This window comes from Flagellimonas meishanensis (assembly GCF_019880545.1).
GTDB classification, from domain to species: domain Bacteria; phylum Bacteroidota; class Bacteroidia; order Flavobacteriales; family Flavobacteriaceae; genus Flagellimonas; species Flagellimonas meishanensis.
In genome coordinates, this window is record NZ_JAINVW010000003.1 from 910,561 (window position 1) to 936,497 (window position 25,937).

Sequence of the window (25,937 nt, forward strand, 5' to 3'; positions counted from 1 at the left end):
CATCCTTTTATGGGCAAAACTATCATAATCTCAAATCGACTACCTGTTCAATTGCAAATTAGCAATGGAAAAATCAATGCCGTGCCCAGTGTGGGAGGATTAGCTACTGGGATGAAATCCGTGCACAGCGGTGGCGAGAGCCTTTGGATAGGTTGGTCGGGGTTAACCGATGAGGAAACACCCCCGGAACTGGAGCAAGACATTGATGCGGCCCTTGCCGAACATGGCTGCGCCAAGGTCACCCTAAATGCCACTGAGGTGGATGGCTTTTATTTTGGGTTCAGTAACCGGACCATTTGGCCCCTTTTCCATTATTTCATGGAATATTCTGAGTTTGAGCTCGATTTTTGGGAAACCTATAAAGCCGTGAACCAAAAGTTTGCCGATGCCATCATTGAAAAATCCGAAGACGGTGACATCATCTGGGTGCATGATTATCAGCTATTGCTGGTGCCCCAGATGGTCCGTGAAAAAAGACCAAAAACATCCATTGGATTCTTTCTGCACATTCCCTTTCCCTCCTATGAGATTTTCAGGACGCTGCCCTGGCGGGAAGAAGTCCTGGAGGGATTACTCGGAGCGGACCTTATCGGTTTCCATACCTACGACTACGAACGTCATTTTCTGAGTGCGGTTAGAAGAATTCTGGGCCTGGAAGTAAACTTTAACGATGTTTTTGTTGACAATCGCGTAATAAAGGTAGATTCCTTTCCCATGGGAATCGACTACAAGAAATTCAGGAAGGCGGCCCTTGATCACGATAAAAATAAGAAAAGTGACCTCCAAGAACGTCTGGACAGTCATAAGGCCTCTGCACCGGACACCAAGCTCATTCTCTCCATAGACCGTTTGGATTACAGTAAGGGAATTGCCAAAAGGATAAACGCATTCGAATACTTTTTGAACAAGTATCCAGAGTACAAGGAAAAGGTTAGGTTGATCATTTTGGCAGTACCTTCGCGTTCCAATGTGCCCCAATATCAATTGTTGAAAAAGGAAATTGACGAACTGGTGGGGCGCATCAATGGTGAGCTATCCACCGTCAATTGGACACCGATCTGGTATTTCTACAGGTCCTTGCCCTTCAAAAGCTTGATCGATCTTTATACCTCAAGCGATATCGCCTGGCTCACACCACTGCGTGACGGCATGAATTTGGTGGCCAAGGAATATATTGCCACCCGCACCGACAAAACAGGGGTGCTTATTTTAAGTGAAATGGCTGGGTCGGCCTACGAAATGAACGAGTCCCTGCTCATCAACCCCAACAATTTTGAGCAACAGGCAGATACCCTTAATCAGGCCATCAACATGCCCAAGGAGGAACAGATTTCAAGGAATACCTTTCTTCAAAACCGTTTGGAACGCTACAATGTAGAGGTCTGGGCCAATGAATTTATGAAGGCCCTAAAGGACAAGAGCAATGTTGCCCTCAATACCGTTGTGGCCAAAAAGGTAACGGATGGCATATTACAGGAAATGGGCAAAAAATATAGAGCCGCCAAAAACCGCCTGCTCTTCCTGGATTATGACGGCACTTTGGCCGGATTCCATAAGGATCCCCAAAAAGCATCCCCCGATGGTGAACTTTATGAGCTTTTGGACAAAATCAGTGCACAGGAAAATACCACGCTCTTTTTGATAAGCGGAAGGGACAAACAGACTTTCGGAAGGTGGTTCCTTCCCAAGAAATATAACATGATCGTGGAACACGGCGTTTGGATCTCTAAAAATGGGGAGGAATTCAAAATGCTGGAAAAAGTGAAGGGAGAGTGGATGGAGAAAATTCGTCCCGTACTGGAATCTTTCGTGGATAGGACACCTGGTTCTTTTGTGGAGGAAAAAAATTATTCCCTGGCATGGCACTATCGAAACACCGACCCTGATTTTGGTGACAAAAGGGCATCCGAACTCAATACCGTACTAAGAAGCCTAATAGGCAACGATGATATCAGTGTGCTAAACGGCAATAAGGTGATGGAGGTGAAGAGCAGCAATGTGAACAAGGGCCGTGCGGCGATACGGATGTTGAGCGAAAACGACTATGATTTTGTATTCGCCATAGGCGATGACTGGACGGATGAGTACATGTTCCAAGAGCTTCCCGATTCTACCCTCACCGTGAAAGTTGGGTTCCAAAAAACCCATGCCAAATATTATGTTGAGAATACTAAACGCGTAAGAGAACTTTTAAAACAGTTTGAGTAACTATGAGCAATAGATTGTTTGTCCTCTTTGGCCTATTTGCAGGGTCGATAGCACTGGGGCAAGGAAACACCGAAGTATATTTATTTGATCTCGAATGGAAAAATGGGGCACCCATTCTTTCCAATCCGAAAAACATCTCCAATAATGAAGGGTATGATAACCAGCCCTCTTTCTGGGATGATGATACCGTTTTATTCTCATCCACACGGGCGGACCAAACCGATGTACTGCGTTTCAACATCAGTAAGGGAAGCACCTCGGAATGGATTACAAATACTCCCATTGGCAGTGAATATTCGCCATTGCGAATACCAAATTCCAAAAACATATCGGCCATACGACTGGATCTGGATGGACTCCAAAGACTCTATGAATACGATGTCCATACAGGAGAATCCGAACCATTGAACAACCTGAAGATTGGTTATCATGTGTGGCACAACGATCATATTTTGGTTTCTTCAGTCTTGGTTGAGAACCGTTTGGACTTGGTAGTCAGCAATCTTAAGGATGGTTCCAACCACACCCATCAGAAGAATGTTGGCCGATCATTACATAAAATTCCGGGAACGAACCTTATTGGATATATCAGCAAGGAGAAAAAAACCTGGGAAATAAAATCCATGGACCCCATTTCTGGGGCTACACAAAAAATTGCGGAGGTATACAAAAATGAGGAGGACATCTGTTGGTTGGATGAAAACACCCTACTAACAGGAGCTGGAAAAACACTTTTAATGTTTGATACCCAAAACGGGGTGGACTGGGAACAGCTTTTTCGTTTTCAAGAGGAAGAAATCAACAACATTTCCCGAATTGCGGTGAACAATGGGAGGACCAGGTTGGCCTTTGTTGCCGAGGAATCACCAAAAATAATTGTCCAGAAACAGTTGGAAGCCTATAATACAAGGGACATCGACGCTTTCATGGACACCTATTCCGAAGACGTAAAACTGTATAACTTCCCCAACACCCTTTTTTCAGAAGGAAAGGAAAAAATGCGCCAACGCTACGCTACTTTTTTTGAAAACACGCCCGATCTTCATTGTGAAATCAAAAATCGAATGGTCATCGGAAATAAAGTGGTCGATGAGGAATATGTCCGGATAAATGGTACATACATCAGCGCAGTGGCGATTTATGAAGTTGAAAATGGCAAAATTGCCAAGGTCACTTTCATTAGATAAATTTTTCATAGCTTCAGATTTTAAAAATCCCATTAGAATGAAAACATTATGTTCCTTACTATGTTTTTGGATATCAATACAATGTTTTGCCCAATCCGACCCAAGAGTATACGAAATCATCAACGCCGTTTCCTCCGAAAGGATTGAAAAGGATGTTACCACCCTTGTGGGCTTCGGCACAAGACATACCTTGAGCGACACCATCTCCGAAAAAAGGGGAATAGGTGCTGCCCGCAGATGGATCAAGTCCGAATTTGATAAAATCTCATCCAATTGCAACGATTGTTTAGAGGTGTTCTATCAAAAAGACCTGGTAAAAGAAGGAGACGGTCGAAGAATTATCAAAGATGTTTGGGTGGTCAATGTGGTTGCGATACAGCGGGGAACCAAATATCCCAACCGGTTTATCATCATGAGCGGGGATATTGATTCCCGTGTCAGTGATCCCGTCGATTTTACATCAGATTCACCAGGAGCCAACGACAATGCCAGCGGTATGGCAGGCACTATTGAAGCAGCACGTGTACTTTCAAAGTATCAGTTTGAGAGCAGCATTATCTTCGTAGGCCTTTCCGGAGAGGAACAAGGACTTTACGGTGGAAGGGGGCTTACGGCCCATGCCAAGGAAAAAGGTTGGGACATTGTTGGCATCCTCAATAACGATATGATTGGTAATATAACAGGAGTAGATGGTGTGGTAAGCAACAGGGATTTCAGAATATTCTCCGAACCAGTTCCGCCCACGGAAACCGAAGATGAACGACAGGCCCGACGATTTTACGGAGGTGAGGTGGATGGCATAAGCCGTCAATTGGCCCGCTACGTCCACAAAACGACAAGAGCGTATATGCCCGAAATGAATCCAATGCTCATTTATCGCTTGGATCGCTTTGGAAGAGGCGGGCATCACAGACCTTTCAACGATGCAGGCTTTGCCGGAATCCGGATTATGGAAGCCCATGAAAACTATACCCAACAACATCAAGATATCCGGGTTGAGGATGGCATCGCTTATGGTGATGTGTTGGAGCACGTTAATTTTGAATATGCCAAGAAATTGACAGCGGTAAATGCCATTTCCCTGGCGTCCATTGCATGGGGTCCCCCTGCACCATCCACCGTTGAGATTGGGGGAATTGTGGAACCATCCACCAAACTAAAGTGGAACAAAGTAGATGGCGCCGCGGGATATAAAATCTATTGGCGGGATACCACCTCTCCCACTTGGGACAACTTCAAGTATGTGGGTGATGTCACCGAGCACACCCTGGACGGCATAGTTATTGACAACTACTTTTTCGGGGTGGCATCCGTGGGCAAAGATGGACATGAAAGCCCGGTGGTTTTTCCCAATAAGGTGTTTAGATAATCAAGCTTTTAAACTGCGAATCATTTTTATAGTATGAAGCACTTTTTTTTACTGACATTGGCCATTCTTGGCGGCTATTTTGTTTCGGCCCAAAATTTTACACGTCAGGACACCCTCCGGGGAAGCATTACCCCGGAACGGGAATGGTGGGATTTAAACTATTACCATCTAAAAGTTGAAGTGGACCCAAACAACGAGTTTATTTCTGGAAGCAACACGGTACGTTATCAGGTGTTGAAGCCTTCCAACATCTTGCAGATTGATTTGCAGGAACCCATGCAGATAGCATCCGTGACCCAAGACGGAAAAAAACTTGATTTCACCTCTGAGGGAGCCGCACATTTCATCGAATTGAATAAAAAACAACGTCCAGGGGACTTCAACCAAATAGAAATTGAATACTCGGGACACCCACGAAAAGCCGTTAGGGCACCTTGGGATGGAGGTTTCTCATGGAAACAGGATGAAAATGGCAATCCATTTGTGGCCACCTCCTGCCAACGACTCGGGGCCAGTGTTTGGTGGCCCAACAAGGACCATATGTACGATGAAGTGGACAGCATGCGCATTAGTGTGACCGTTCCCAAAAACCTAATGGATGTTTCCAACGGAAAATTGGAAAAAGTGGAGGAAATTGGAAACCAAAAAACCTTTCACTGGTTTGTTTCCAATCCCATCAACAACTATGGTGTCAATGTGAACATTGGTAATTATGTCCATTTTGGAGAAAAATACGAAGGAGAAAAAGGATTTCTGGACTTGGACTACTATGTATTGCCCGAGAACTTGGAAAAGGCCAAGGAACAGTTTAAGCAAACTCGTATGATGTTGGATGCCTTTGAGCATTGGTTCGGTCCTTACCCCTTTTACGAAGATGGATTCAAGTTGGTGGAAGTCCCATACCTCGGCATGGAACACCAGAGCTCCGTTACTTATGGCAATGGATATCAAAATGGGTACCTGGGCCGAGATCTTTCCGGTTCTGGTTGGGGATTGAAGTTTGATTTTATCATCATACATGAAGCAGGCCACGAATGGTTCGCCAACAACATCACCTATAAAGACATTGCCGATATGTGGATTCATGAGGGATTCACCGCCTATTCGGAAAATTTATACTTGGATTATCATTTTGGCCCAAAGGCGGCCTCTGAATATGTGATTGGGACACGTGCAAACATTCAAAACGACAGACCCATAATTGGGCCATACCACGTCAATAAAAGCGGTTCGGGGGATATGTACTACAAAGGGGCCAACATCCTCCATACGCTTAGGCAATTGATAGAGGATGACGCGCTTTGGCGACAAGCTCTCAGGGGCCTCAATTCCGAGTTTTATCATCAAACCGTGACTACCAAGCAAATCGAAGATTATCTAAGCGAGAAAACAGGGAAGGACCTCTCGGCGTTCTTTGACCAATATCTTAGAACCACCATGATTCCCAAATTGGAATTCAAGTTGGAAGGAAATTCCATCACCTATCACTACATAAATGTGGTTACCGATTTTGATATGCCCATACGCTTATTTGTGGATGGCAAAGAGTACTGGCTTTTCCCCAATAATAATTGGAAAACTGAGCATTTGGAAGGAGAAGAATTGATTTTTGACGACAATTTTTACATCGAAATCGAAAAAATCTGATTTGGACCAGCTCGACGAACACTATTTTAGAAATGATGGTGAATGGCGCGAATGGCTCCATGAAAATCACAAGGTATCGTCGGGAATTCACTTGATTTTTTACAAAGTGGAGCACGAAAACGATAGCATGCGATGGGAAGAAGCAGTTCGCGTAGCACTTTGCTATGGTTGGATAGATAGCACTGTAAAGAGTCTGGGCAACGGGAAACGGCGTCAATACTTTTGCCCCAGAAAACCCAAAAGTGTCTGGAGCAAGGTCAACAAACAACATATAAAAGAACTAAAAGCTGATGGCCTAATGCACGCCAGTGGTTTGAAAGCCATCAAAATTGCAAAAAAGAATGGGTCATGGACTGCTTTGGATGATGTGGAAAATGGAGTGCTTCCAGAAGACCTGCAAGCCGCATTTGGTACGAATAAAACGGCACTTACAAATTTCAAAAACTTTACCCGTGGACAGCGTAAAAGCTATTTGTATTGGTTGAACCAAGCCAAACGGGAAGAAACTCGGGCCAAGAGAATTTCCGAAATTATTTCCCTATCGGAACAAAACATAAAATCCAGAAATCCGGGCAATAGGTAGGGCCTTAACAACACTTTAAGAGTTCCAAAACCGCTTTTACTTATCTTTAAGCGACTAATTAACTTCCAAAAATGAGAAAGCCAATTTTCCTGTTGATGCTACTAGCGTCGACCCACCTCTTTTCACAAGAAAAAAAAGATGAAGCCAAGTGGGATGTTGCCAATCCTGCTGGGGATTTTAACTACCAGGATCATGCATTTACCACGGATGAAGGCACGTGGATGAACCTGGATGTAAGTCAGGATGGCAAAACAATTGTTTTTGACCTTTTGGGCGACATCTACACCATGCCCGTCACCGGTGGCAAAGCAAAGGCTCTACGCACCGGTATTCCTTTTGAGATTCAGCCCCGTTTCAGCCCAGATGGTTCCAAAATTTCCTTTACCAGTGATGCCGGGGGTGGTGACAACATTTGGATTATGGATACCGACGGTTCCAATGCCAAGCAGGTCACTGAGGAGGATTTCAGGCTACTGAACAACCCGTATTGGATGCCCAACGGCAATTTTTTGGTGGCCCGGAAGCATTTTACTTCACAGCGATCCCTTGGGGCGGGGGAAATTTGGCAATACCATATCACTGGTGGTTCTGGACTGCAGCTAACCACGCGAAAAAATGACCAACAGGATGTCAACGAACCCTGCGTTTCACCCGATGGTCGATATTTATATTATAGCGAGGATATGTATCCGGGCGGCTTTTTTCAATACAATAAAGATCCCAATACGCAGATTTATGCCATAAAACGATATGATTTTGAAACCGGGGAAACCATCACTGTGACCGGTGGACCTGGGGGCGCTGCAAGACCTCAAGTTTCAAGGGATGGAAAATTGTTGGCTTTTGTGAAAAGGGTTCGGACCAAATCGGTGTTGTACCTGCATGATTTGCAAACTGGCGAGGAATGGCCCCTATTTGATGACCTAAACAAGGACCAGCAAGAAGCTTGGGCCATATTTGGTGTCTATCCCAACTTTGGTTGGATGCCCAATAATCGCGAAATCGTGTTCTGGAACAAGGGCAAAATCCATAAAATTGATGTCGCCTCCCTGGAAGTTACCCCTATTCCTTTTAGTGTGGATGCAAAGATCAAGATTGCAGAGACCTTACGGGTTGATTCTCCAGTGGCGCCGGATCAGTTCACGGCCAAGGTAATCCGGCATGCCGTAACCTCTCCCGATGAAAAAACACTGGTATTCAATGCTTTGGGCTATTTATGGACTAAAAAACTGCCCGACGGAACACCCAAACGCCTGACCAAAGGGACGGACTTTGAATTTGAGCCTGCTTTTTCCCCGGATGGAAAGACCATAGTTTTCGTGACCTGGAACGATGAAAACTTGGGGGCCATTCACACAATACCTGCCTCCGGAGGCACATCAACTCCCCTAACATCCGAAAAAGGAATCTATCGCACCCCTTCTTTTAACGCCAATGGCAAAGAAGTCACTTTCAGAAAAGAATCTGGTAACCAAGATCAAGGCTTGGCTTTTGCCAAGAAATCTGGAATCTATACCATGAATACCAATGGTTCCAATAAAAAATGGATCGTTGAGGAAGGTGAATATCCCACTTTTTCCAAAAATGGGGACCGCATCTTTTACCAAACTGGAGGCCTTTATTTTGGTGATCTGACCAAGGAATTGAAATCCGTCAACCTGAATGGAAAGGATGGACGAGTGCACTTAAAATCCAAATACGCGAACCGACTGGTTCCCAGTCCCAATAACGAATGGATAGCTTTTACCATCCTTCACAAGGCCTATATTGCGCCTTTGGTGCTCAATGGCAAAGAAATTGACTTGGACAATAAGTCCAAAGCGGTACCTGTATCCCAAATTTCAAAAGATGCCGGAATCAACCTGCATTGGTCAGCGGACAGCAAAAGGGTATTTTGGACGCTGGGTGATGAATATTTTTCCAACGACATCAAAAACCGCTATACTTTTCTCCCTGGCTCCCCAGAGGAACCCGAAAAGATGGATAGTGTTGGCATAAAGGTCAACTTGGTGCAAAAGACCCACAAACCATCGGGCAGGATTGCCTTTACCAATGCTCGAATCATTACCATGGAAGGTGACGAGGTCATTGAAAATGGCACTTTGGTGGTCAATGGGAATCAGATTGAATATTTGGGCAAGGCAGACGAAATCAACATTCCTTCCAATGCCAAGGTCTTTGATGTATCTGGAAAGACCATTATGCCCGGAATTGTGGATGCCCATGCGCACGTTGGCGGTTTCCGTTATGGGCTGACTACTCAAAAACATTGGCAACTCTATGCCAATTTGGCTTTTGGCGTCACCACTTCCCATGATCCATCGGCAAATACAGAGTCTATTTTTGCCATGTCCGAATTGATTAAAAGTGGCGATATGGTCGGTCCTCGATTGTACTCCACAGGAATCATTCTTTATGGTGCCGACGGCGATTTCAAAGCGGTGATCAACAATTTGGACGATGCCCGTTCAGCCATTCGAAGAACCAAGGCTTTCGGTGCCAAATCGGTAAAAAGTTACAACCAACCTCGACGCGATCAGCGCCAACAGGTGATGCAAGCGGCCAGGGAATTGGGCATCAATGTGGTCCCGGAAGGAGGTTCTACTTTTTATCATAATATGACCATGATCATGGACGGTCACACAGGAGTGGAGCACAATATCCCCGTGGCACCGGTATATAAGGATGTTTTGGAACTCTGGAAGACCAGCAATTCGGGATACACACCCACCCTTATCGTGAACTATGGCGGCATTAATGGTGAGTACTGGTTCTATCAAAAAGACAACGTTTGGGAAAATGAAAAACTTTTGAAATATACCCCGAGAGGATTGGTCGATGCCAGATCTCGTTACCGGACCATGGTTCCTGATGAAGAGTATGAAAATGGACATATTTTGGTTTCAAAAACTGCTACTGCTCTCGCCAATGAGGGCGTAAAAGTGAATATGGGTGCCCATGGTCAGCTGCAAGGGCTTGGAGCCCACTGGGAACTGTGGATGCTGCACCAGGGTGGCATGACCAACATGCAGGCATTACAGGCAGCCACTATCAATGGTGCAAATTACATTGGAGCTGGGAACGATATCGGTTCACTAAAAGTGGGCAAACTGGCCGATTTGATTGTTCTGGATAAAAATCCTTTGGATGATATCCGGAATACCGAAACCGTAAAATATACCATGGTAAACGGTCGCCTGTTTGATACTGAAACCATGAATGAAATTGGCAATTCCGAATCAAATAGAACAAAGTTTTGGTGGGAAAACAATAAATATAATGCTGCCTTTCCCTGGCACGAAGATGTTCAAAGTTTCACCAGACCCGGATGTGGTTGCCATGTAGGCCATCAATAATCAAAAAAACAAACCCAAACTAAACATATGCAACGAATTATTTTCTTCCTATCATTTTTATTGACAGTTCCACTTTCGTCACAAGAATTTTCATTGGATTTGGTCCAGGATATGAAACCAAGAAACATTGGCCCCGCTGGGATGAGCGGCAGGGTCACTGCCATAGATGTGGTACACGCCAATCCGGATATCATGTATGTGGGCACCGCTTCTGGCGGCCTGTGGAAATCCACTTCGGGAGGCATCAAATGGAGCCCCATTTTTGATGAGGAAGTCACTGCTTCCATAGGTGCAGTAGCCATTCAGCAATCCAATCCTTCTGTAATTTGGGTGGGTACCGGGGAAGGCAACCCAAGAAACAGTTTAAATGGCGGGTATGGAATATACAAATCCTTGGATGGAGGAAAATCCTGGAAATCCATGGGACTGGAAAAAACAAGACACATCCATCGGGTGATTATAGACCCAACTAATCCTGACGTGGTCTATGTAGGTGCTATCGGTTCCCCGTGGGGCGAGCATCCGGAACGGGGTGTCTTCAAAACAACCGACGGAGGCAAAACCTGGAACAAAATTCTTTTTGCCAACAACAGAACCGGGGTAGCCGATTTGATCATGGACCCAACAAACCCCAACAAACTCATCGCTGCCCTGTGGGAACACAAACGTGATCCTTGGTTCTTTAAGTCAGGCGGTGAGGGCAGTGGCCTTCATATCACCCATGATGGCGGGGCAACCTGGAAGAAACTATCCGAGGAAGATGGACTGCCCAAAGGAGAATTGGGAAGAATTGGCGTTGCCATTGCCAAAAACAAACCCAACATAGTCTATGCCTTGGTCGAGGCTAAAAAGAATGCGCTATATAGGTCTGAAGACGGTGGGTTTACATGGAAAAAAGTCAATGATAAAAACGACATTGGCAATCGTCCGTTCTATTATTCCGAAATTTATGTTGATCCCGAAAATGAAAATCGGGTTTTCTCCATTTTCACCTATGTGAATGTATCGGAGGATGGTGGCAAAAACTTTGAACAATTGATGCCTGCTTACCAAGTGGACAATGGCGTACACCCGGACCACCATGCCTGGTGGATACATCCTGAAAATGGACAATTTATGATCGATGGCAATGACGGCGGCATGAACATCACCAAAGATGGTGGCAAAACCTGGCGATTCATTGGCAATCTGCCCGTAGCGCAGTTCTATCACATAAGTGTTGACAACGAGTATCCCTATAATGTTTATGGTGGAATGCAAGATAATGGATCGTGGCGCGGACCTGCCTATGTTTGGCGTGACCAAGGCATTCGCAATAGCTATTGGCAAGAAATAGCTTTTGGAGATGGTTTTGATGTGGTTCCAGATCTGGATGACAGTCGATATGGCTACGCCATGAGTCAACAAGGGTACGTGCGACGATACGATTGGATGACAGGCAACAACTACACCGTACGACCTACCCCACCGGATGCGGATACAGAACTTCGTTTCAATTGGAATGCAGGTATCGGGCAGGACCCTTTTGACAATAGCACCATCTATTTTGGAAGTCAATTTGTACACAAATCCACGGATAAAGGGTTGACTTGGGAAGTGATTTCTCCAGATTTGACCACCAACGATCCGGAAAAGCAGAAACAAAGTGAAAGCGGAGGACTCACCATGGATGCCACTGGTGCAGAAAACCATTGTACCATTTTGGTGATAGAGCCCTCCACAGTTGAAAAAAACATGATGTGGGTCGGAACCGATGATGGTAGGGTGCACTTCACCCAAAATGGCGGGAGCACGTGGACCGAGGTCACACAAAACATCAAAGGTCTACCAACGGGAAGCTGGATTGCCCAGATAAAAGCTTCAAAGAAAAATAAAGGTGAAGCCTTGTTGATTGCCAACGATTATCGCAGGTTCAATTACACACCCTACGCCTATAGAACCAAGGACTATGGAAAGACTTGGACCCGTATTGTGGACCAGACTGACGTGAAAAGCTATACACTGTCCATAATAGAAGACGACGAAAATCCCAATCTAATGTTTTTGGGCACCGATGATGGACTATATATTTCATTCAATGCAGGCAATGACTGGCAAAAATGGAACAAAGGTTTTCCAACGGTTTCCACAAAGGATTTAGCCATTCATCCCAGGGAACAAGATTTGATCATTGGCACCTTTGGACGCGCAGCATGGGTATTGGATGATATAAGACCATTGCGGGCCTTGGCAAGCAATAGTTCCATTCTAGAAAAAGAAATCAGCCTTTTTAAAAGTCCAGATGCCTATTTGGCCGCCTATCAGCAACCGACCGGAAGCAGATTTGGTGGCGATGCCCTCTACAATGGCGAGAACCGAAAAGAAGGAGCCATGATCACCTATTATTTAAAAGAGGGCAAGAAAGACCCAAAAGATGAATCCGAAGACAAAGAAAACAAAGATGCCAACGGGAATGGTGAAGCAACGGAGAAAAGTGAAAAGGACAAAGATTCCATCATCTTCAAGTTTTATGATGGAAACCGATTGATTCGAACTTTGAAGCAAAAGACCCCAAAAGAGGCTGGTTTCCATCGCATGTACTGGACATTGGATGAAAAAGGTCCCGATACCCCTGCACGAAAAATCAGTAAAAAGACGGAAGAATCAGGCGGTGTCACTGTAAAGCCCGGAACATACAAAGTGGTGGCCCATTACAAGAAAACAAAGGATTCTACACAAGTTACTGTAAAAACGGACCCTAGACTTAAGGTTTCCATAGCCTCCATCAATGAAGTCTATGAGCTAGGCAAAAAGTTGGAAGACTATACGCAAAAAGCAGCGGATGCAGTAAAACAATTGGTGCTGGGCAAAGATTTGGCCAACAAATACCAAAAGGAACTGAAGGAGTTGGACGAGGAAAGATTCAAGGAGCAAATCGAGGCGTCCAAAAATATAGCGAAGGAAGTAGACTCCGTAGTTGCCCTTTTTATTGGAAAGGAGGACAAGCGGCAAGGTATCACAAGAAATCCCCAAACCTCGGTAATGCAGCGATTGAACACCGCAACTTCCTATGTGAACAGCCGTAAATCAGGCATCACCAAGACCGAGGAACGTCTAGTAGCCTTCGCAAAGGAAGAACTGGAAAAAGCACTGGGGAAAACCAACGCTTTTTTCAACGAAAATTGGAAATCCTATAGAGAATCCATGGAATCTTTGGACCTTTCACCCTTTAAGGCAATAGAAACCTTTAGTTTGGATTGATGCAAAAAAACAATAGGATATCATCAGCGGTCCTTATCCTGCTAATGGGCACACTAAGGTTGGTTGCCCAAAACCCGGGTGAAGAGGAATTCGGCATTTGGTATATGTATTTTGGCACCAACCGGGTCTCGGAAAAGCTTAGCGTGCATTCCGAGGGACAATTTCGGTATTACGAAGTTCCAGATAATTTCAACCAATTGTTGCTCCGTACTGGGTTAAACTATCATATCGATGCCAATGCCATGGCCACCGGAGGCTATGCCTATATCAAAACCGATGGAAGCTTTTCGGAGCCTGAAGGTGCTTTTGACAGTAGGGAGCATAGGATTTTTGAACAGTTCATTTTGCGAAACCAGGTCTGGAAGTTGCTTTTTGAGCATCGATATCGGTTGGAGCAGCGTTTTCTCGATTTTGGCCCGACCCGGGATACCCAACATCGCGCCCGGTATCGAATTCAAGTGACCCTACCCCTATCGGATAAGTTCTTCCTGAACTTTTATGATGAACTGTTCGTGAATCTTCAAGACGATCTATTTGGACAAAACCGACTGTATGGCGCGGTTGGATTGCATCTCAATAAAATCAGCAGCATGCAATTCGGATATTTGAGAAACCAGTTTGCCAATGCCGTTTTTGATCGTTGGCAGATAGGTTTTTTCTTTAATCCCGACCTAAGAGATATCTTTAAGAAAAAAGAGGCTCCTTGATCTAAAAGTTTAGGATAGTTTACTTCCCAAGCTGTGGACAATGGGATTGCCTCATAACCAAAATACATTTCGTCATGGGGCTTCAAAAGGTAAATTTCAAAAACAAAAGTGGTCAAACCTTGGTGGGCAGATTGGAACTTCCCGTTGATCAGCATCCCCATAATTTTGTGGTCTTTGCCCATTGCTTTACCTGCACTAAGAATTTGCTTGCCGTTAAGAACATAAGCAAGGCACTTACCTCGAATGGATTTGGTGTGCTTCGTTTCGATTTTACCGGTTTGGGGGAGAGCGAAGGTGATTTTGCCAACACCAACTTTTCCGGCAATGTGGAAGATCTGGTTGCCGCTGCCGACTATCTGAAAGAGCACTATGAAGCCCCTACCCTGCTGATTGGACATTCCCTTGGCGGGGCCGCTGTGCTGTTTGCCGCTGCGCAGATACCCGCTGTCAATGCTATTGCCACCATTGGGGCACCATCCAATCCCGTGCACGTGAAGCATCTTTTTAAAAGCGAGTTGGATGAAATCCAAAAACAGGGAGAGGCCACAGTAAATCTTGGTGGGCGTGATTTTAAAATAAAACGGCAATTTGTGGAAGACCTGGAGCGTAAATCTTTGCCAGAAACAGTAAAGGCCCTACGAAAACCGCTGCTGATCATGCATTCTCCCCAAGATGATACCGTGGGCATAAAAAATGCAGAAGAAATCTACATTGCGGCACACCATCCCAAGAGCTTCGTTTCGTTGGATGGAGCGGATCATTTATTGTCCAAAAAGGAAGATTCCCGCTACGTGGGCGAGGTGATTTCAGGATGGGCCAGGCGTTATTTGGATATTCAGGATGTTCTCAATAACAATCTGGCGACCAAGCACCAAGTGGTAGCCAGTTTGGACAAGGAAGATGCGTTTACCACCTCAATGAAGGTAGGCAACCATTACATGATTGCCGACGAACCGGAAGATTACGGGGGAAATGACTTTGGGCCATCGCCCTACGAGCTTGTATCGGCGGGGCTCTCTGCATGTACTGCCATGACCGTTCAAATGTATGCCAAACGAAAGGAATGGCCCTTGGAGAACATCGAGGTGCATACTTCTTATGGAAAAACGCATGCCCAAGACTGCCAAAACTGTGAAACGGAAGGCTCCAAGATAGATACCTTCCATCGGGAGATCAAACTGGTGGGCAATCTTGATGAAAAGCAAAAGGAACGCATTATGCAGATAGCGGACAAATGCCCCGTGCACAAAACATTGCACAGTCAGATTCAGATAGTAAGTAAATTGATTGAATAGCGGCCTACAAGCGCATGTGAAGGATGTCAAAATAGTCCAGTTCCAGCTCCAATGCCGCCCTGTGAATACTGCGGAGCGATCTCACATAATTGTGCTGGTCTATATATCCCCTGAACTTATCCTTCTTTAAACGGTGGTATCCCTTGCAAAAAGCCCGTCGCTTGCTGCAATACATAAAGAATTTGATATAGTTGGACACCTTATCGGGCAAAATGTGGGTATTTGGCTTTGTGACTCATGTTTACCTCTCTTTGAAACTAACGGGATAATTGACAGATCATTATATCGTGATGAATATGGCCATCCGTGGCAAACAAACGAAGCCCAAAAAAATTGACACCTCCATGAATTATGATTACCTTAGGGGAAAACCTAAAAATACCTAGAATGAAAAAAATACAATCCGTGATCTTAGGGTTATTGTTGATCACCGCGTTCAGTTGTAAAAAAGTAAAAAAAGAGGCGGATGAGGCCTCTGAAATGGTTGAGGAAACCGTTGAAGAAATAGTGGAAGAAGTGGAAAAGAAAGAACTCACCTTTAAAATGGAGCCCAAAAGCGACAGCTATGTTGAAGGTGAGGTGACTTTTACCGAAGAAAACGGAGTGGTCATCATGAAGGCCACATTTTCTGGACTTACTCCAGGGGAACATGCTATCCACATTCATGAAAAAGCGGATTGCTCCTCGGCCGATGGAACCTCCACAGGCGGGCATTGGAACCCTACCTTTCAACCGCATGCCAAATGGGGTGCCGAAGGTGGTTATCACAAAGGGGACATTGGAAATTTTGTGGCCGAAGCCGACGGAAATGCCACCGTGGATTTTGCAACAGATCAATGGTGCATCGGATGTGATGATGAAACCAAAAATATTGTGGGCAAGGCCGTTATCGTGCACCAAGGGGTGGATGATTTCACCTCCCAACCCAGTGGGGCCGCCGGGCCAAGAATTTCATGTGCCGGAATCATCCAATAGCGGAAGACCAAAATTTTATAAAGAAGCCGCATGCTGCGGCTTTTTTTATTCAATGCTTCAAAATAAATTTCTAAAGAGAGATTTAATTTATGTAACTGGTTACGTATTTTTCATATATTTGTTGAGTTTTTATAAGTACCATGAAAAACGATTTCCTAACCAGCCTAAACCACATGGGGTTTACGGCCCGCATGAAGCGGATGAACGAGAAAATAGCCTCCAGTACAGTGGAACACTATACCCGCATGCAATTGGAGATAGAACCCAATTGGCATGTGGTCTTTTTGCTTCTGAAGGAGAAAAAAAGGCTCACGGTTACCGAAATGGCCTCCAGTTTGGGTTTTTCCCACCCGGCGCTTATCAAAATAACCCAGAAAATGAAATCCAAAGGCTATCTTGAACGTCATAAGGATTCCAATGATGGCAGAAAAACACAGCTACAGCTTTCCAAAAAAGGCGAATCAGCACTTGCCCATTTGGAAGCAGAATGGCAAAAAATTGAAGAAATATTGAAGGAATTGGTCCCTGCAGATTTTCTGAAGCAGCTGAATTATTTGGAGATGGCCTTCGATGAACGGAGTTTTAGGGAGCGTTACGATAAACGTTTCAACAGCAGGCCATCGTTCACTATTAGAAATGCCAGGGAGTCTGAGTTCAAGAAGATTGGCAAATTAATGGTCGAAGTATATTCCAGTCTGGAAGGATTCCCCAAACCCAGTGAACAGCCAGCCTATTATGACACCCTAGCAAACATAGGCGGGTTTACGAAAAAACCCAACACCCAGCTTTTGGTCGCCATTTCCCATGAAGGCAATCTTTTAGGCGCAGTGCTATATTTTGATGATATGCAATATTATGGCTCCGGAGGTACGGCCACTCAGGAAAAGAATGCTTCAGGGTTCAGGCTTTTGGCCGTTTCTCCATCCGCTAGGGGTTTGGGAGTTGGCAAAGCCTTAAGCGAAACCTGTATTAAAAAAGCCAAATCTTTTGGAAACCATCATCTAATCATCCATACGACCGATTATATGAAAATTGCCTGGAAAATATACGAAAACCTGGGCTTCATACGATACAGCGACCTTGATTTCAAACAAGGTGATCTAAAAGTCTACGGGTTTCGGTTGAAGTTAGATCAACCCTAACGGGTACAAAGCATCCATTGTACGGTACCTATAAAAAACGGCTTGGAGTTCCAAGCCGTCTTCGTTTCAATTACAATCTAAACCACTCATAGTTTCACCCCCACGCCAAAGCCAAAAATCCATGGATTGATGTCAACGTCGGCATCCACTGTGGCACCAAGCGCAGTGGTTGCATTCACAGTGGCGGTGGTGTTCAAGAATAATTTTTTTAGATCAACATTCAAGAACCATTTATCATTCAGCATAAAATCAAAACCGCCTTGCAATGCAAAGCCAAGTGCCGAATCATAATCCACGTCATCCGCTGTGGGGCCCTCATCCACGCCATAAAAGATGGTGAAGTTCACACCTGCTCCAAGATATGGAACAAAATCCCCACCTGTAAAATGGTACTGCCCTGTTAAGGTCGGAGGCAGTAACCACACATGCCCCAAATCTATATCACCAACAGCTGTGCCGACAGCGGTGACATCGTGCTTGGCAGTTGCCAAGATGAGTTCCACGGACCAGTTTTCATCAAAAAAGTAGGAAATGTCCAATTCGGGCACAAAGGCGGTCGAAATATCAGCATCCCCTCCAATAGCTTCAATATCAGCACTTTCGTCAGGAGCAACCACAATTCCCCTAAGTCGAAATTGCCATTTACTTCCGTTACTGTCGCTTGTGTCATCTTGGGCTAGTGTCAGGTTTGCAAATCCCATCAAAAAAGCCAATGCAATTGTTACTGCTTTTCTCATCATGTTCTGTTTTAAGGTTCCGGCAAAATTACCTTCCGCTTTTTTTAAGGAATATGATGTTTATCATTGGAGGAATTTGGACAGAAAACTTATTTGTCCCATATACCGAAGATTATGGTCGTTTATGGCATGGGAGCCCATTTGGACATGGTTTATTTTAGGGTAAGAATGGATGTTTTTTAAAAAAATAAATCCTAAAACCATTTTTTGCGCTTAAAAATGATGATAGTGACCACGGCGACAAAAATCATGATTCCCAACAGCACAAAATATCCATGGGCCCATTTTAGCTCGGGTATATTTTCGAAGTTCATGCCATAAATTCCCGCCAAAAAGGTAAGCGGAATAAAAATTACTGAAAAAATGGTCAAGGTCTTCATCACCTCATTAAGCCTATGTCCCTGTATACTGAAAAACAGGTTGATTTGGCTCTCCAACTCCTGAATGTCCGATTCAATTTCGTTCAAAAGTCCATTGACCTGTTCGCGCAGTTCACTGAAGTACTTGTTTTGGAAGCCTTTTACCTCAACGCTCTCCAGTTTTACCACCACATCGCGAAGTCCATGCCCTGCTTTCTTAAACTGATGGATAATTGCTTTCTTCTGCTCCACTTCTACCATAAACTGGGGTGTGGGCTCTTGTTTGGTGGTGTAGACCAGGTCATCCATTATCACCATTTCCTCATACTTTTGTTTGTAATTGTTCACGATCGTCTCCAAAATGAAAAAGAGCAGATAGTCCGCCTTCTTCTTCCTAATGATTCCCTTGTTGTCGAAAATCCGTTTTCGGATCCAATCAAAATGATCCCCCTGCTTTTCCTGGATGCACCATACAAAATCCTTGGCAACCACAAAGAACATTTGTTCCGCTTCCAGCTCATTATCCTCCGTTTTTAATATCCTTGCCGCCAAAAAGAGCTGGTCCTCCAATTCTATCACCTTGTTGCCTAAATTGGGATTGAGCAAGAGCCTTAGCAAAAAGTCGTCCAGTTCATTGCCCAGCACCATCTTCCTGAACTCTTCCGGGAAGTCCAAACCATAGGTGTTTACCCAGGTTATGGTCTTGTCGCCCTTGGATAACCGCCCATCGGCTTCCAGGGAAAACTTGCGGTTGTAATAGCTTTCTTGAGAATAATTTATTACCCAAGTATTGTTTTCAAATTCAGTGGCCATCGTGTAGAAATAAAGGATGTTATTTGTAGTTTAGAGCAATAAGTTAATTTAAAAAATTTGAATAATGTCATGCTAGACGTAATGCCCTTTAAAACCGAAATCCTGATGACCATCGTTTTGCTGGTTTTGATTTTTGTGATCAACTCCTTGGGGAAACGTGCCATACGAAGATTTGGCAGGATCAGTTCCATCGACATGAACAACCGCAAAATAATTTTTTATCTCCACAACCTTATGTTTTATGCTCTTGCTCTGGTCGGCATCTCCATAATCTGGGGAGTCAACCTGCAGGAGTTCTCCGTTTTCCTTTCATCTATTTTGGCCATTTTGGGCGTTGGTTTTGTGGCCCAATGGTCCATACTTTCCAATTTGACCGCCAGTGTCATCTTGTTTTTTAACCATCCTCTGCGACTCGGGGACCGTATCAGGGTATTGGACAAGGATTTTGACTGGACCGGAAAAGTAGAGGACCTTAGTGGTTTTTATCTTTTTATGCGGACCGATGACGGAAGAAGAATTACCATTCCTACCAATTTGGTCATACAAAAAGGCATCGAAATCCTACAGCCCGAGGTAGAGGCTTTTGATGATGAGGGGGAATTTTGATATGGAGTTTCGTTTGGTGCGAATGAACTGCTCAATAATTAGCTTGAAATCATAACCCATTTTTAACATGGATACCCGGTTAAATTCCATTAAGTAGCATATTTTGCTTTTCTTTGATAGGTAAATCTTGCCCCATGAACCCTTCTGCTTCCGGTTGGATAAAAAAGTTTGGACACCTCGTTGATGATGGACCCAAAGCCTTCGATAACTTCGAAGGGCTGTACCATGAGCTGAAGAAAAATGGGTTTGTTTATGGCATCCATCTTGACATTCCAGCCTTTATTGAAGTGGAACACACCTTGACGGAGGACGAGGCCGCCAAAATAAATCTGCTAACCGCCCTTTATTTTTCCTACCTCTTTGAAACCCGAAACACGGATTTCGACACTTTCGTAAACACTGTTTTTGATTACTATAAATCGCTGGAGGTTGGTAAGATTTCCTTTTTGAACAAAATACTGAGTGGTACGCATACAGTTTCGAAACTGGAGAAACTGATGGATTCCAGGATCTATATGGGTGGAAATGCCTTCAGCAGGGCCTTTGGCAACAGCATCACCAATTCCCTTTTGTTTGTGGACATCCTCATTTTCCAGAACTATCTTAAAAATCCGGGGCAAACCATGGAGCATGCCCAGTTGTTGGAATATGTTACCATGAACATTGTATACAGGGCACTGAGTTCCAAAAAAACCCATGAAACCGACGAAAAACTGATTCAGGTCTTGGCTGCATCTTTGACCTATGTGGACTTAAATGATGCAAAATTCGATGGGTCATATAGAGCGCTTTTCCAGAAAAACTTTACGGAATACGAAAAAGATTATTTTCTGGATATGGCCTGCCTGACCATTTGGGAGGACAAGGCATTGGACTATACCGAATCGGATTACATTTTTAACCTTGGACTGGACTTGGATAAGTCAAAAATCGAGGTGAGATCTGCATTGAATTTTGTGCAGGATTTTTTTCAGAAAAACGCCTCAAGGGTACCCTATTTGAATGACAAAAATTTGGCCGTACAGTTCTATGAAGGAATGTCAAAAAGTGTGAGCAAACTCATCTTGAGAAACAGCAAAAGACTCAAAAAAGAGCTTGCTGAAAGTCGGGAATTGGTCACTCTATTGTCTAAATCCACCGTTAAGGAATTGGACCCTGAAGAGCGAAAAAAAGTGCAGAAACAATTGATCGATGTTTTTAAGAGCATCCCTTCCTTGGCCATTTTTATGCTTCCTGGAGGTGCCGTATTGTTGCCCATTTTCATAAAGCTGATCCCAAAATTGCTCCCTTCCGCATTTGACGAGAACCGGGTGGAGGATTCTTAGCTCTTTTTGCCCTAAAAAAGCACTATAAGAAATATTTATAGTGCTTTATTTATGAAATCAACAATTTGTTTTCCAGTACTTTTACTCCATTTATTCCAACCATAGCTTAAAGTCTCTTACGCGCTCCCTGCTTACGATGATTTCTTGCTCATCGAACCGGTTCAGCTTGATTTTTAAGCGGGAATTGGCATAGGCAATGATGTCTTTTATATGGTTTAGGTTCACATAAAACTTCCTGCTCACCCTAAAAAAAGTCTTTGGCGATAACTCCTCTTCCAACTGCTCAAGGGTTGTGTCCAACAAATAATTTCTACCGTCGGAAGTGGCCGCGTAGGTGCCCTTGTTTTCACTGTAAAAACATTCCACATCATCGGCGTTCACAATTTTGATATGCTGGCCCACTTTGACCGTGAACCGCTTTTTGTATTCCCGTTCCAAAGGGTTAACCAAAAGCTTTTTTATATCTTCAAAATCGATGGACATATTGTTGGAATTGTTCTGAAGATTCCGGTACTTTTTTACCGCTCTTTCCAACTCTTCATCATCGATGGGTTTCAACAAATAATCAATGCTATTCAACTTGAAAGCCTGCAGGGCATATTCATCAAAAGCGGTGGTAAAAATAATGGCGCTGCTCACATCGATCATGTCAAAAATCTCGAAGGACAATCCATCCGATAATTGAATGTCCAGAAATATGAGGTCTGGGTGCGGATTGTTCTGAAACCATTCAATGGATTCGTCCACCGAATGGAGCATGGTCGATACCTGTACATCCAAAGCCTCCAACAATCGGTTCAGACGTCTTGCCGCAGGCTTTTCGTCCTCTATTATGATTACCTTCATTTTTACCATTTGAAACTACCTGTATCGTTCATGTTCCTTCCCATTCTCCTTCTCGATGTATTTTTGAATCTGTCGTTCCTCCCATTTTTGTGTCAACGGCCAATAGAAAACCCAAAGTCCATGTGCCACAAGAATCAGTCCCCAGATGATTGGGGTAGAAATGATTTCCCAATCCAACCAATGGGCCACATAAAAATCCACGCCGTCAATCTTGTTCTTCAGATAGCCCAAAACTTCCAATTTCAATACGATCAGCGCAATATTGACCACTATGAAAGCCACGATATGGGAATAGAATTTCTTTAACTGTTTTACCCGTTTCTTGGCCTGTTCCAACCTATTGTATGCCTCTTCCATGATTATTTGAACTTGTCCATTCTCTTTTTGTCCTCATCGATGTACTTCTGAATCTGCCTTTCCTCCCACTTCTTGCCAAATAGTAGGTTAAACCCAAAGGTTTTGGAGGCATGGAACAGTAAACCTATTCCCCAACCAAACAGTGTGATGAAGTGGGGCCATTGCCAAAAATGGTCGGTGTGGAGGTAAATGTTGACCAAAACAAAGGCATTGATGATTATGTAGATCGAAAGATGCACATAAAAGCCCTTAATTTCCTCAACCTGCTTTTTTGCCCGTTCCAATTTATTCTGTTCCAAATCCATGGTCACTTCCATTTTTTTGATTCCTCCTCGTCTTTCATCAGCTCCTTTATTTTTCGCTCTTCCCATCCTTTACCAAAAAACGGGTTCAGGTTGAAAGTGCCCACTGCGTGGAAGAACACCCCTATTCCCCATCCAAAAGCAGCCCATAAAAACCACATATAACTAAATCCGTTGGTAAGGTAATTGATAAGTGCCAATGCGGATATCACCAAAATGTATGACCATAGATTGGCATAAAACTTTTTCAGTTCGTCCACCCGTTCCTTGGCCCTTATATACTTATTTTCTTTGCTATTGTTTTCCATGATATTGGTTTGATCGATACTTATTAAAGATACGGATTCATCAGAATTCCTCTTTGTCCATTAGTTCTCGGATCTTGCGTTTTTCCCAATTGGCTCCTAAAATGTAATCTGCGCCATACACATGTAGCCAATGTCCAATCAACCCCAAACCCCATCCCAATGCAGGGAAAAACACCCACAAGTAATCCGCCGTCATAACGTTGATGAATGCCAAGAATGTAATCACCACAATATAGACCAACAAATGCACGTGAAAGGATTTTATGCACCTCACTTTCTGCTTGGCCCTTTTGTATTTGTATTCGTCCATGTTTTCCATATTCGTTTTCTTTTGATTGATGCTTAACTTAATCCTTGAACAAACTTAAGAGCAAGGCTACAGAATTTAAAAAATGGATTCGCGAACTGTTGTTTTTTGGGGATGAACTGTGAATGGGCTTAAAATGGGCTTTGCTTCCTTGCTAAAAGTTTGTCATCAGCATACCATTGTTCCCTAAAAACCATCCTTGTCCATCAATTCCTGGATTTTCCGCTCTTCCCAACGTTTGCCCCACAATGGATTGTAACCAAAGGCCTCCATGCCATGTGCAAGCACCCCAAATCCCCAACCCAATGTGGGGAAAAAAGCCCACAAGAAATCTGTGGTCCTTAGATTGAGCCACCACAAAAAGGGAATCACAATACAATAGGCAATCAAATTGCTGTAAAAATCTTTGATGTTCTTTACCCTTTCCTTTGCCTTCAGGTATCTTTTCTCTTCTATATAACTTTGTTGGGTTTCCATAACGGAAATCTGCTTGGTCAGCATGGGCAGCCCCACACTGAACTGGCTGGGTGTTTTGTTTATCGTCACTTCCCTGTCGGTCAAAATGTTGTAGCGTTGCCTTATGTTCTGCAGCCCCACGCCACTGCTTTTTTTCACCACTTGCTTCTCCTGCAGATTGTTACTGACTATTAGCATTCCATCCTCCTCATAAACCTTTAAATAGAGTGGTTTTGAAGCCGTGACAATATTGTGCTTAACGGCATTTTCCAAAAGCAACTGCAGGGAAAGTGGCACAATCTTGGCCTCGGGATTGGAGCAATTTTCAGGAATATCGAAAACTATACTGTCCTCAAAACGCATTTTTAGCAAGCGGACATAGGTCCTGGCAAAATTGAGCTCCTCATCCACCGTGACCAGATCCTTGTTTTTCTGCTCCAGTACATACCGATACACTTTGGACAGGGAAGTGGTGAATTTTTGGGCCTGCTCGGGTTCTTCCTCGATCAAACTGGTGAGCACATTTAGGCTGTTGAACAAAAAATGGGGATCCAATTGATTCTTCAGGGCATCGAAGCGGGCAGAGGCCGAGCCGGCAATGATCTTTTGCTCCTTGACCTTTTTCTCCTGCCAACTTTTATAAAAATAGAAAGCATGGAAAAAAACGGTCACCACAATGGTTATCAAAAGTGCCACTACATAGAAAATGGGTCTTTCCCCATCCACAAACTCTTCCCAACTTTCGCCCTCAAATCCGATATTGGTGGTGATGCGGATCCATAGGATGCCCAACATGGTAATGGCCACACCTCCCAAACCCGTGATCCATAATCGATATTTGGCATATTTCTTCCAAACCACTTTATGGTTCAGGTAATCAAAATATAAGCTATTGAGAAACGTAAGTACCACAGAATAAAAAATATAGTACCCCACTTCTCGGAGGAAACTCCCATCGAAGATGATCGGCTCGCCGGAAAGGGCCTCCAATCCATTGAAAATGATTGCCAAAACCAATCCAATGGCAATGGCAACCAATAATAACTTTACCAGATATGTTGTTGTTTTCCTAATCACCGCACTGTTTATAAACCATTTCTGCACGTTCCTTGCCCCATGAAGGATAAAAAGGTGTATCAACGCTAAAATTAGCAAAAAGTTCCAGTGCCCGTTCCACATCCTTGCAATATGGTGTGGTATCCTTCCCAAAATAGCGGGCACTGCCCATATCCCACTCAGCCTTTGAGAAAACCACCCTGGGATTTTCAGGTGCAAGGGCCAACGCCTGCTGGTACAGCTGTGCGTTCAATGGGGACAATGTCATTCCATAAGTGGCCCCATCAAATGAGATCCATGCCGTATTGATCATGGCCTCCTGCACCAAGAGCTCAGGGTTATCGGGAGATATGGCCTTGGATAAATCCAAAAACTCCTTGGCCTTTTCCAATTGTCTGGTCAATTTTTCCTTGTCCTTTTCGCCAAAGGAGATTAGGGTGTTCAGCTGCGTTACGTAGTAATGGGGTAGCCAGTTATCGGGTTCCGCCATTGCAATCCGTTCAAAAAGGTTGGATGCCTCCACCACTTTTTGGTCTTTCCATAGTTGAAAGGCCTTTTGCATTCCCTGGCTATAGCGATCTTGTGCCAATGCGATGCTGGACACGGCCAAAAAGGCCAACGCGATACATTTTTTCATGACTGTTCTGTTTTTGTTCGATTGTTCTGGAGCAAAGATGTGCACCATCTACCGGTTGACAAATAAGTAATTACCGAACTGTATATTTTAAGGGATGAACTGTGCCGGGCGACACCCAA

At 44.1% G+C, this 25,937-nt stretch carries 23 protein-coding genes; 13 read left to right on the forward strand and 10 right to left on the reverse strand.

Translation table 11 applies throughout. From position 1 onward, the window contains the following. Positions 1–9: 9 nt before the first annotated feature. The 9 genes from K7G75_RS12115 to K7G75_RS12155 all read left to right on the forward strand — a co-directional run bounded on the left by K7G75_RS12115 (position 10) and on the right by K7G75_RS12155 (position 15,592). Positions 10–2,208, forward strand: coding sequence for a bifunctional alpha,alpha-trehalose-phosphate synthase (UDP-forming)/trehalose-phosphatase (locus K7G75_RS12115; protein WP_222984506.1), 2,199 nt, complete (start codon positions 10–12; stop codon positions 2,206–2,208). A gap of 2 nt (positions 2,209–2,210) precedes the next feature. Further along, entirely contained in the window at positions 2,211–3,395 is a 1,185-nt protein-coding gene (locus K7G75_RS12120; protein ID WP_222984507.1) for a nuclear transport factor 2 family protein, read from the forward strand. Between the two features lie 37 nt (positions 3,396–3,432). Then, a complete protein-coding gene (locus K7G75_RS12125; RefSeq protein ID WP_222984508.1) occupies positions 3,433–4,764 on the forward strand; it encodes a M28 family peptidase in 1,332 nt (443 codons plus the stop codon). Between the two features lie 33 nt (positions 4,765–4,797). Then, a complete protein-coding gene (locus tag K7G75_RS12130) occupies positions 4,798–6,411 on the forward strand; it encodes a M1 family metallopeptidase (protein ID WP_222984509.1) in 1,614 nt (537 codons plus the stop codon). Position 6,412: 1 nt separating this feature from the next. After that, positions 6,413–6,994 carry a YdeI/OmpD-associated family protein gene (locus K7G75_RS12135; RefSeq protein WP_222984510.1) on the forward strand — a complete coding sequence of 194 codons (582 nt, stop codon included), beginning with the start codon at positions 6,413–6,415 and terminating at the stop codon, positions 6,992–6,994. 95 nt (positions 6,995–7,089) lie between these two features. Continuing rightward, the gene (locus K7G75_RS12140) at positions 7,090–10,350 is read left to right on the forward strand and encodes an amidohydrolase family protein (RefSeq protein ID WP_417950645.1); all 3,261 of its coding nucleotides are present in this window, start codon (positions 7,090–7,092) and stop codon (positions 10,348–10,350) included. Between the two features lie 27 nt (positions 10,351–10,377). Further along, positions 10,378–13,590: a WD40/YVTN/BNR-like repeat-containing protein gene (locus K7G75_RS12145; protein WP_222984512.1), complete on the forward strand. Its 3,213-nt coding sequence runs from the start codon at positions 10,378–10,380 to the stop codon at positions 13,588–13,590. Further along, on the forward strand, positions 13,590–14,297 hold the full coding sequence (locus tag K7G75_RS12150) for a DUF2490 domain-containing protein (RefSeq protein WP_222984513.1): 708 nt from the start codon (positions 13,590–13,592) through the stop codon (positions 14,295–14,297). The genes K7G75_RS12145 and K7G75_RS12150 overlap by 1 nt, the downstream gene beginning before the upstream one ends. Positions 14,298–14,371: 74 nt before the next feature. Beyond that, positions 14,372–15,592, forward strand: a complete 1,221-nt coding sequence (locus K7G75_RS12155; protein ID WP_222984514.1) for a bifunctional alpha/beta hydrolase/OsmC family protein — start codon at positions 14,372–14,374, stop codon at positions 15,590–15,592. A gap of 4 nt (positions 15,593–15,596) precedes the next feature. Here K7G75_RS12155 and K7G75_RS12160 read toward each other — a convergent pair whose 3' ends face one another. Continuing rightward, positions 15,597–15,803 carry a hypothetical protein gene (locus K7G75_RS12160; protein WP_222984515.1) on the reverse strand — a complete coding sequence of 69 codons (207 nt, stop codon included), beginning with the start codon at positions 15,801–15,803 and terminating at the stop codon, positions 15,597–15,599. 176 nt (positions 15,804–15,979) lie between these two features. Here K7G75_RS12160 and K7G75_RS12165 point away from each other — a divergent pair, with 176 nt between their 5' ends. Then, entirely contained in the window at positions 15,980–16,567 is a 588-nt protein-coding gene (locus K7G75_RS12165; protein ID WP_222984516.1) for a superoxide dismutase family protein, read from the forward strand. Positions 16,568–16,707: 140 nt separating this feature from the next. Continuing rightward, complete coding sequence (locus K7G75_RS12170; RefSeq protein WP_222984517.1) at positions 16,708–17,709, forward strand: bifunctional helix-turn-helix transcriptional regulator/GNAT family N-acetyltransferase; 1,002 nt, start codon at positions 16,708–16,710, stop codon at positions 17,707–17,709. 86 nt (positions 17,710–17,795) lie between these two features. Here K7G75_RS12170 and K7G75_RS12175 read toward each other — a convergent pair whose 3' ends face one another. Both K7G75_RS12175 and K7G75_RS12180 read right to left on the reverse strand, forming a co-directional pair. Continuing rightward, positions 17,796–18,446 (reverse strand): OmpW/AlkL family protein, encoded by a 651-nt coding sequence (locus K7G75_RS12175; RefSeq protein WP_222984518.1) that lies wholly within the window; start codon positions 18,444–18,446, stop codon positions 17,796–17,798. Between the two features lie 194 nt (positions 18,447–18,640). Continuing rightward, a complete protein-coding gene (locus K7G75_RS12180; RefSeq protein WP_222984519.1) occupies positions 18,641–19,618 on the reverse strand; it encodes a CorA family divalent cation transporter in 978 nt (325 codons plus the stop codon). Positions 19,619–19,687: 69 nt separating this feature from the next. Here K7G75_RS12180 and K7G75_RS12185 point away from each other — a divergent pair, with 69 nt between their 5' ends. Together K7G75_RS12185 and K7G75_RS12190 are read left to right on the forward strand one after the other, a co-directional pair. Beyond that, positions 19,688–20,224: a mechanosensitive ion channel family protein gene (locus K7G75_RS12185; RefSeq protein ID WP_222984520.1), complete on the forward strand. Its 537-nt coding sequence runs from the start codon at positions 19,688–19,690 to the stop codon at positions 20,222–20,224. Between the two features lie 134 nt (positions 20,225–20,358). After that, positions 20,359–21,549, forward strand: coding sequence for an LETM1-related biofilm-associated protein (locus K7G75_RS12190; RefSeq protein ID WP_222984521.1), 1,191 nt, complete (start codon positions 20,359–20,361; stop codon positions 21,547–21,549). 90 nt (positions 21,550–21,639) lie between these two features. On the opposite strand, the gene K7G75_RS12195 is transcribed toward K7G75_RS12190, so the two are convergent. The 7 genes from K7G75_RS12195 to K7G75_RS12225 all read right to left on the reverse strand — a co-directional run bounded on the left by K7G75_RS12195 (position 21,640) and on the right by K7G75_RS12225 (position 25,818). After that, positions 21,640–22,395 carry a LytR/AlgR family response regulator transcription factor gene (locus tag K7G75_RS12195; RefSeq protein ID WP_222984522.1) on the reverse strand — a complete coding sequence of 252 codons (756 nt, stop codon included), beginning with the start codon at positions 22,393–22,395 and terminating at the stop codon, positions 21,640–21,642. Positions 22,396–22,410: 15 nt separating this feature from the next. Continuing rightward, on the reverse strand, positions 22,411–22,752 hold the full coding sequence (locus K7G75_RS12200) for a 2TM domain-containing protein (protein WP_222984523.1): 342 nt from the start codon (positions 22,750–22,752) through the stop codon (positions 22,411–22,413). Between the two features lie 2 nt (positions 22,753–22,754). Further along, entirely contained in the window at positions 22,755–23,069 is a 315-nt protein-coding gene (locus tag K7G75_RS12205; RefSeq protein WP_262420342.1) for a 2TM domain-containing protein, read from the reverse strand. Beyond that, positions 23,060–23,362 carry a 2TM domain-containing protein gene (locus tag K7G75_RS12210; RefSeq protein WP_222984524.1) on the reverse strand — a complete coding sequence of 101 codons (303 nt, stop codon included), beginning with the start codon at positions 23,360–23,362 and terminating at the stop codon, positions 23,060–23,062. The genes K7G75_RS12205 and K7G75_RS12210 overlap by 10 nt, the downstream gene beginning before the upstream one ends. A 40-nt stretch (positions 23,363–23,402) precedes the next feature. After that, positions 23,403–23,681, reverse strand: a complete 279-nt coding sequence (locus tag K7G75_RS12215; RefSeq protein WP_222984525.1) for a 2TM domain-containing protein — start codon at positions 23,679–23,681, stop codon at positions 23,403–23,405. A 174-nt stretch (positions 23,682–23,855) separates the two neighbouring features. After that, on the reverse strand, positions 23,856–25,202 hold the full coding sequence (locus tag K7G75_RS12220) for a 2TM domain-containing protein (RefSeq protein WP_313777837.1): 1,347 nt from the start codon (positions 25,200–25,202) through the stop codon (positions 23,856–23,858). Next, positions 25,195–25,818, reverse strand: a complete 624-nt coding sequence (locus tag K7G75_RS12225; RefSeq protein WP_222984527.1) for a hypothetical protein — start codon at positions 25,816–25,818, stop codon at positions 25,195–25,197. The genes K7G75_RS12220 and K7G75_RS12225 overlap by 8 nt, the downstream gene beginning before the upstream one ends. Positions 25,819–25,937: the final 119 nt, after the last annotated feature.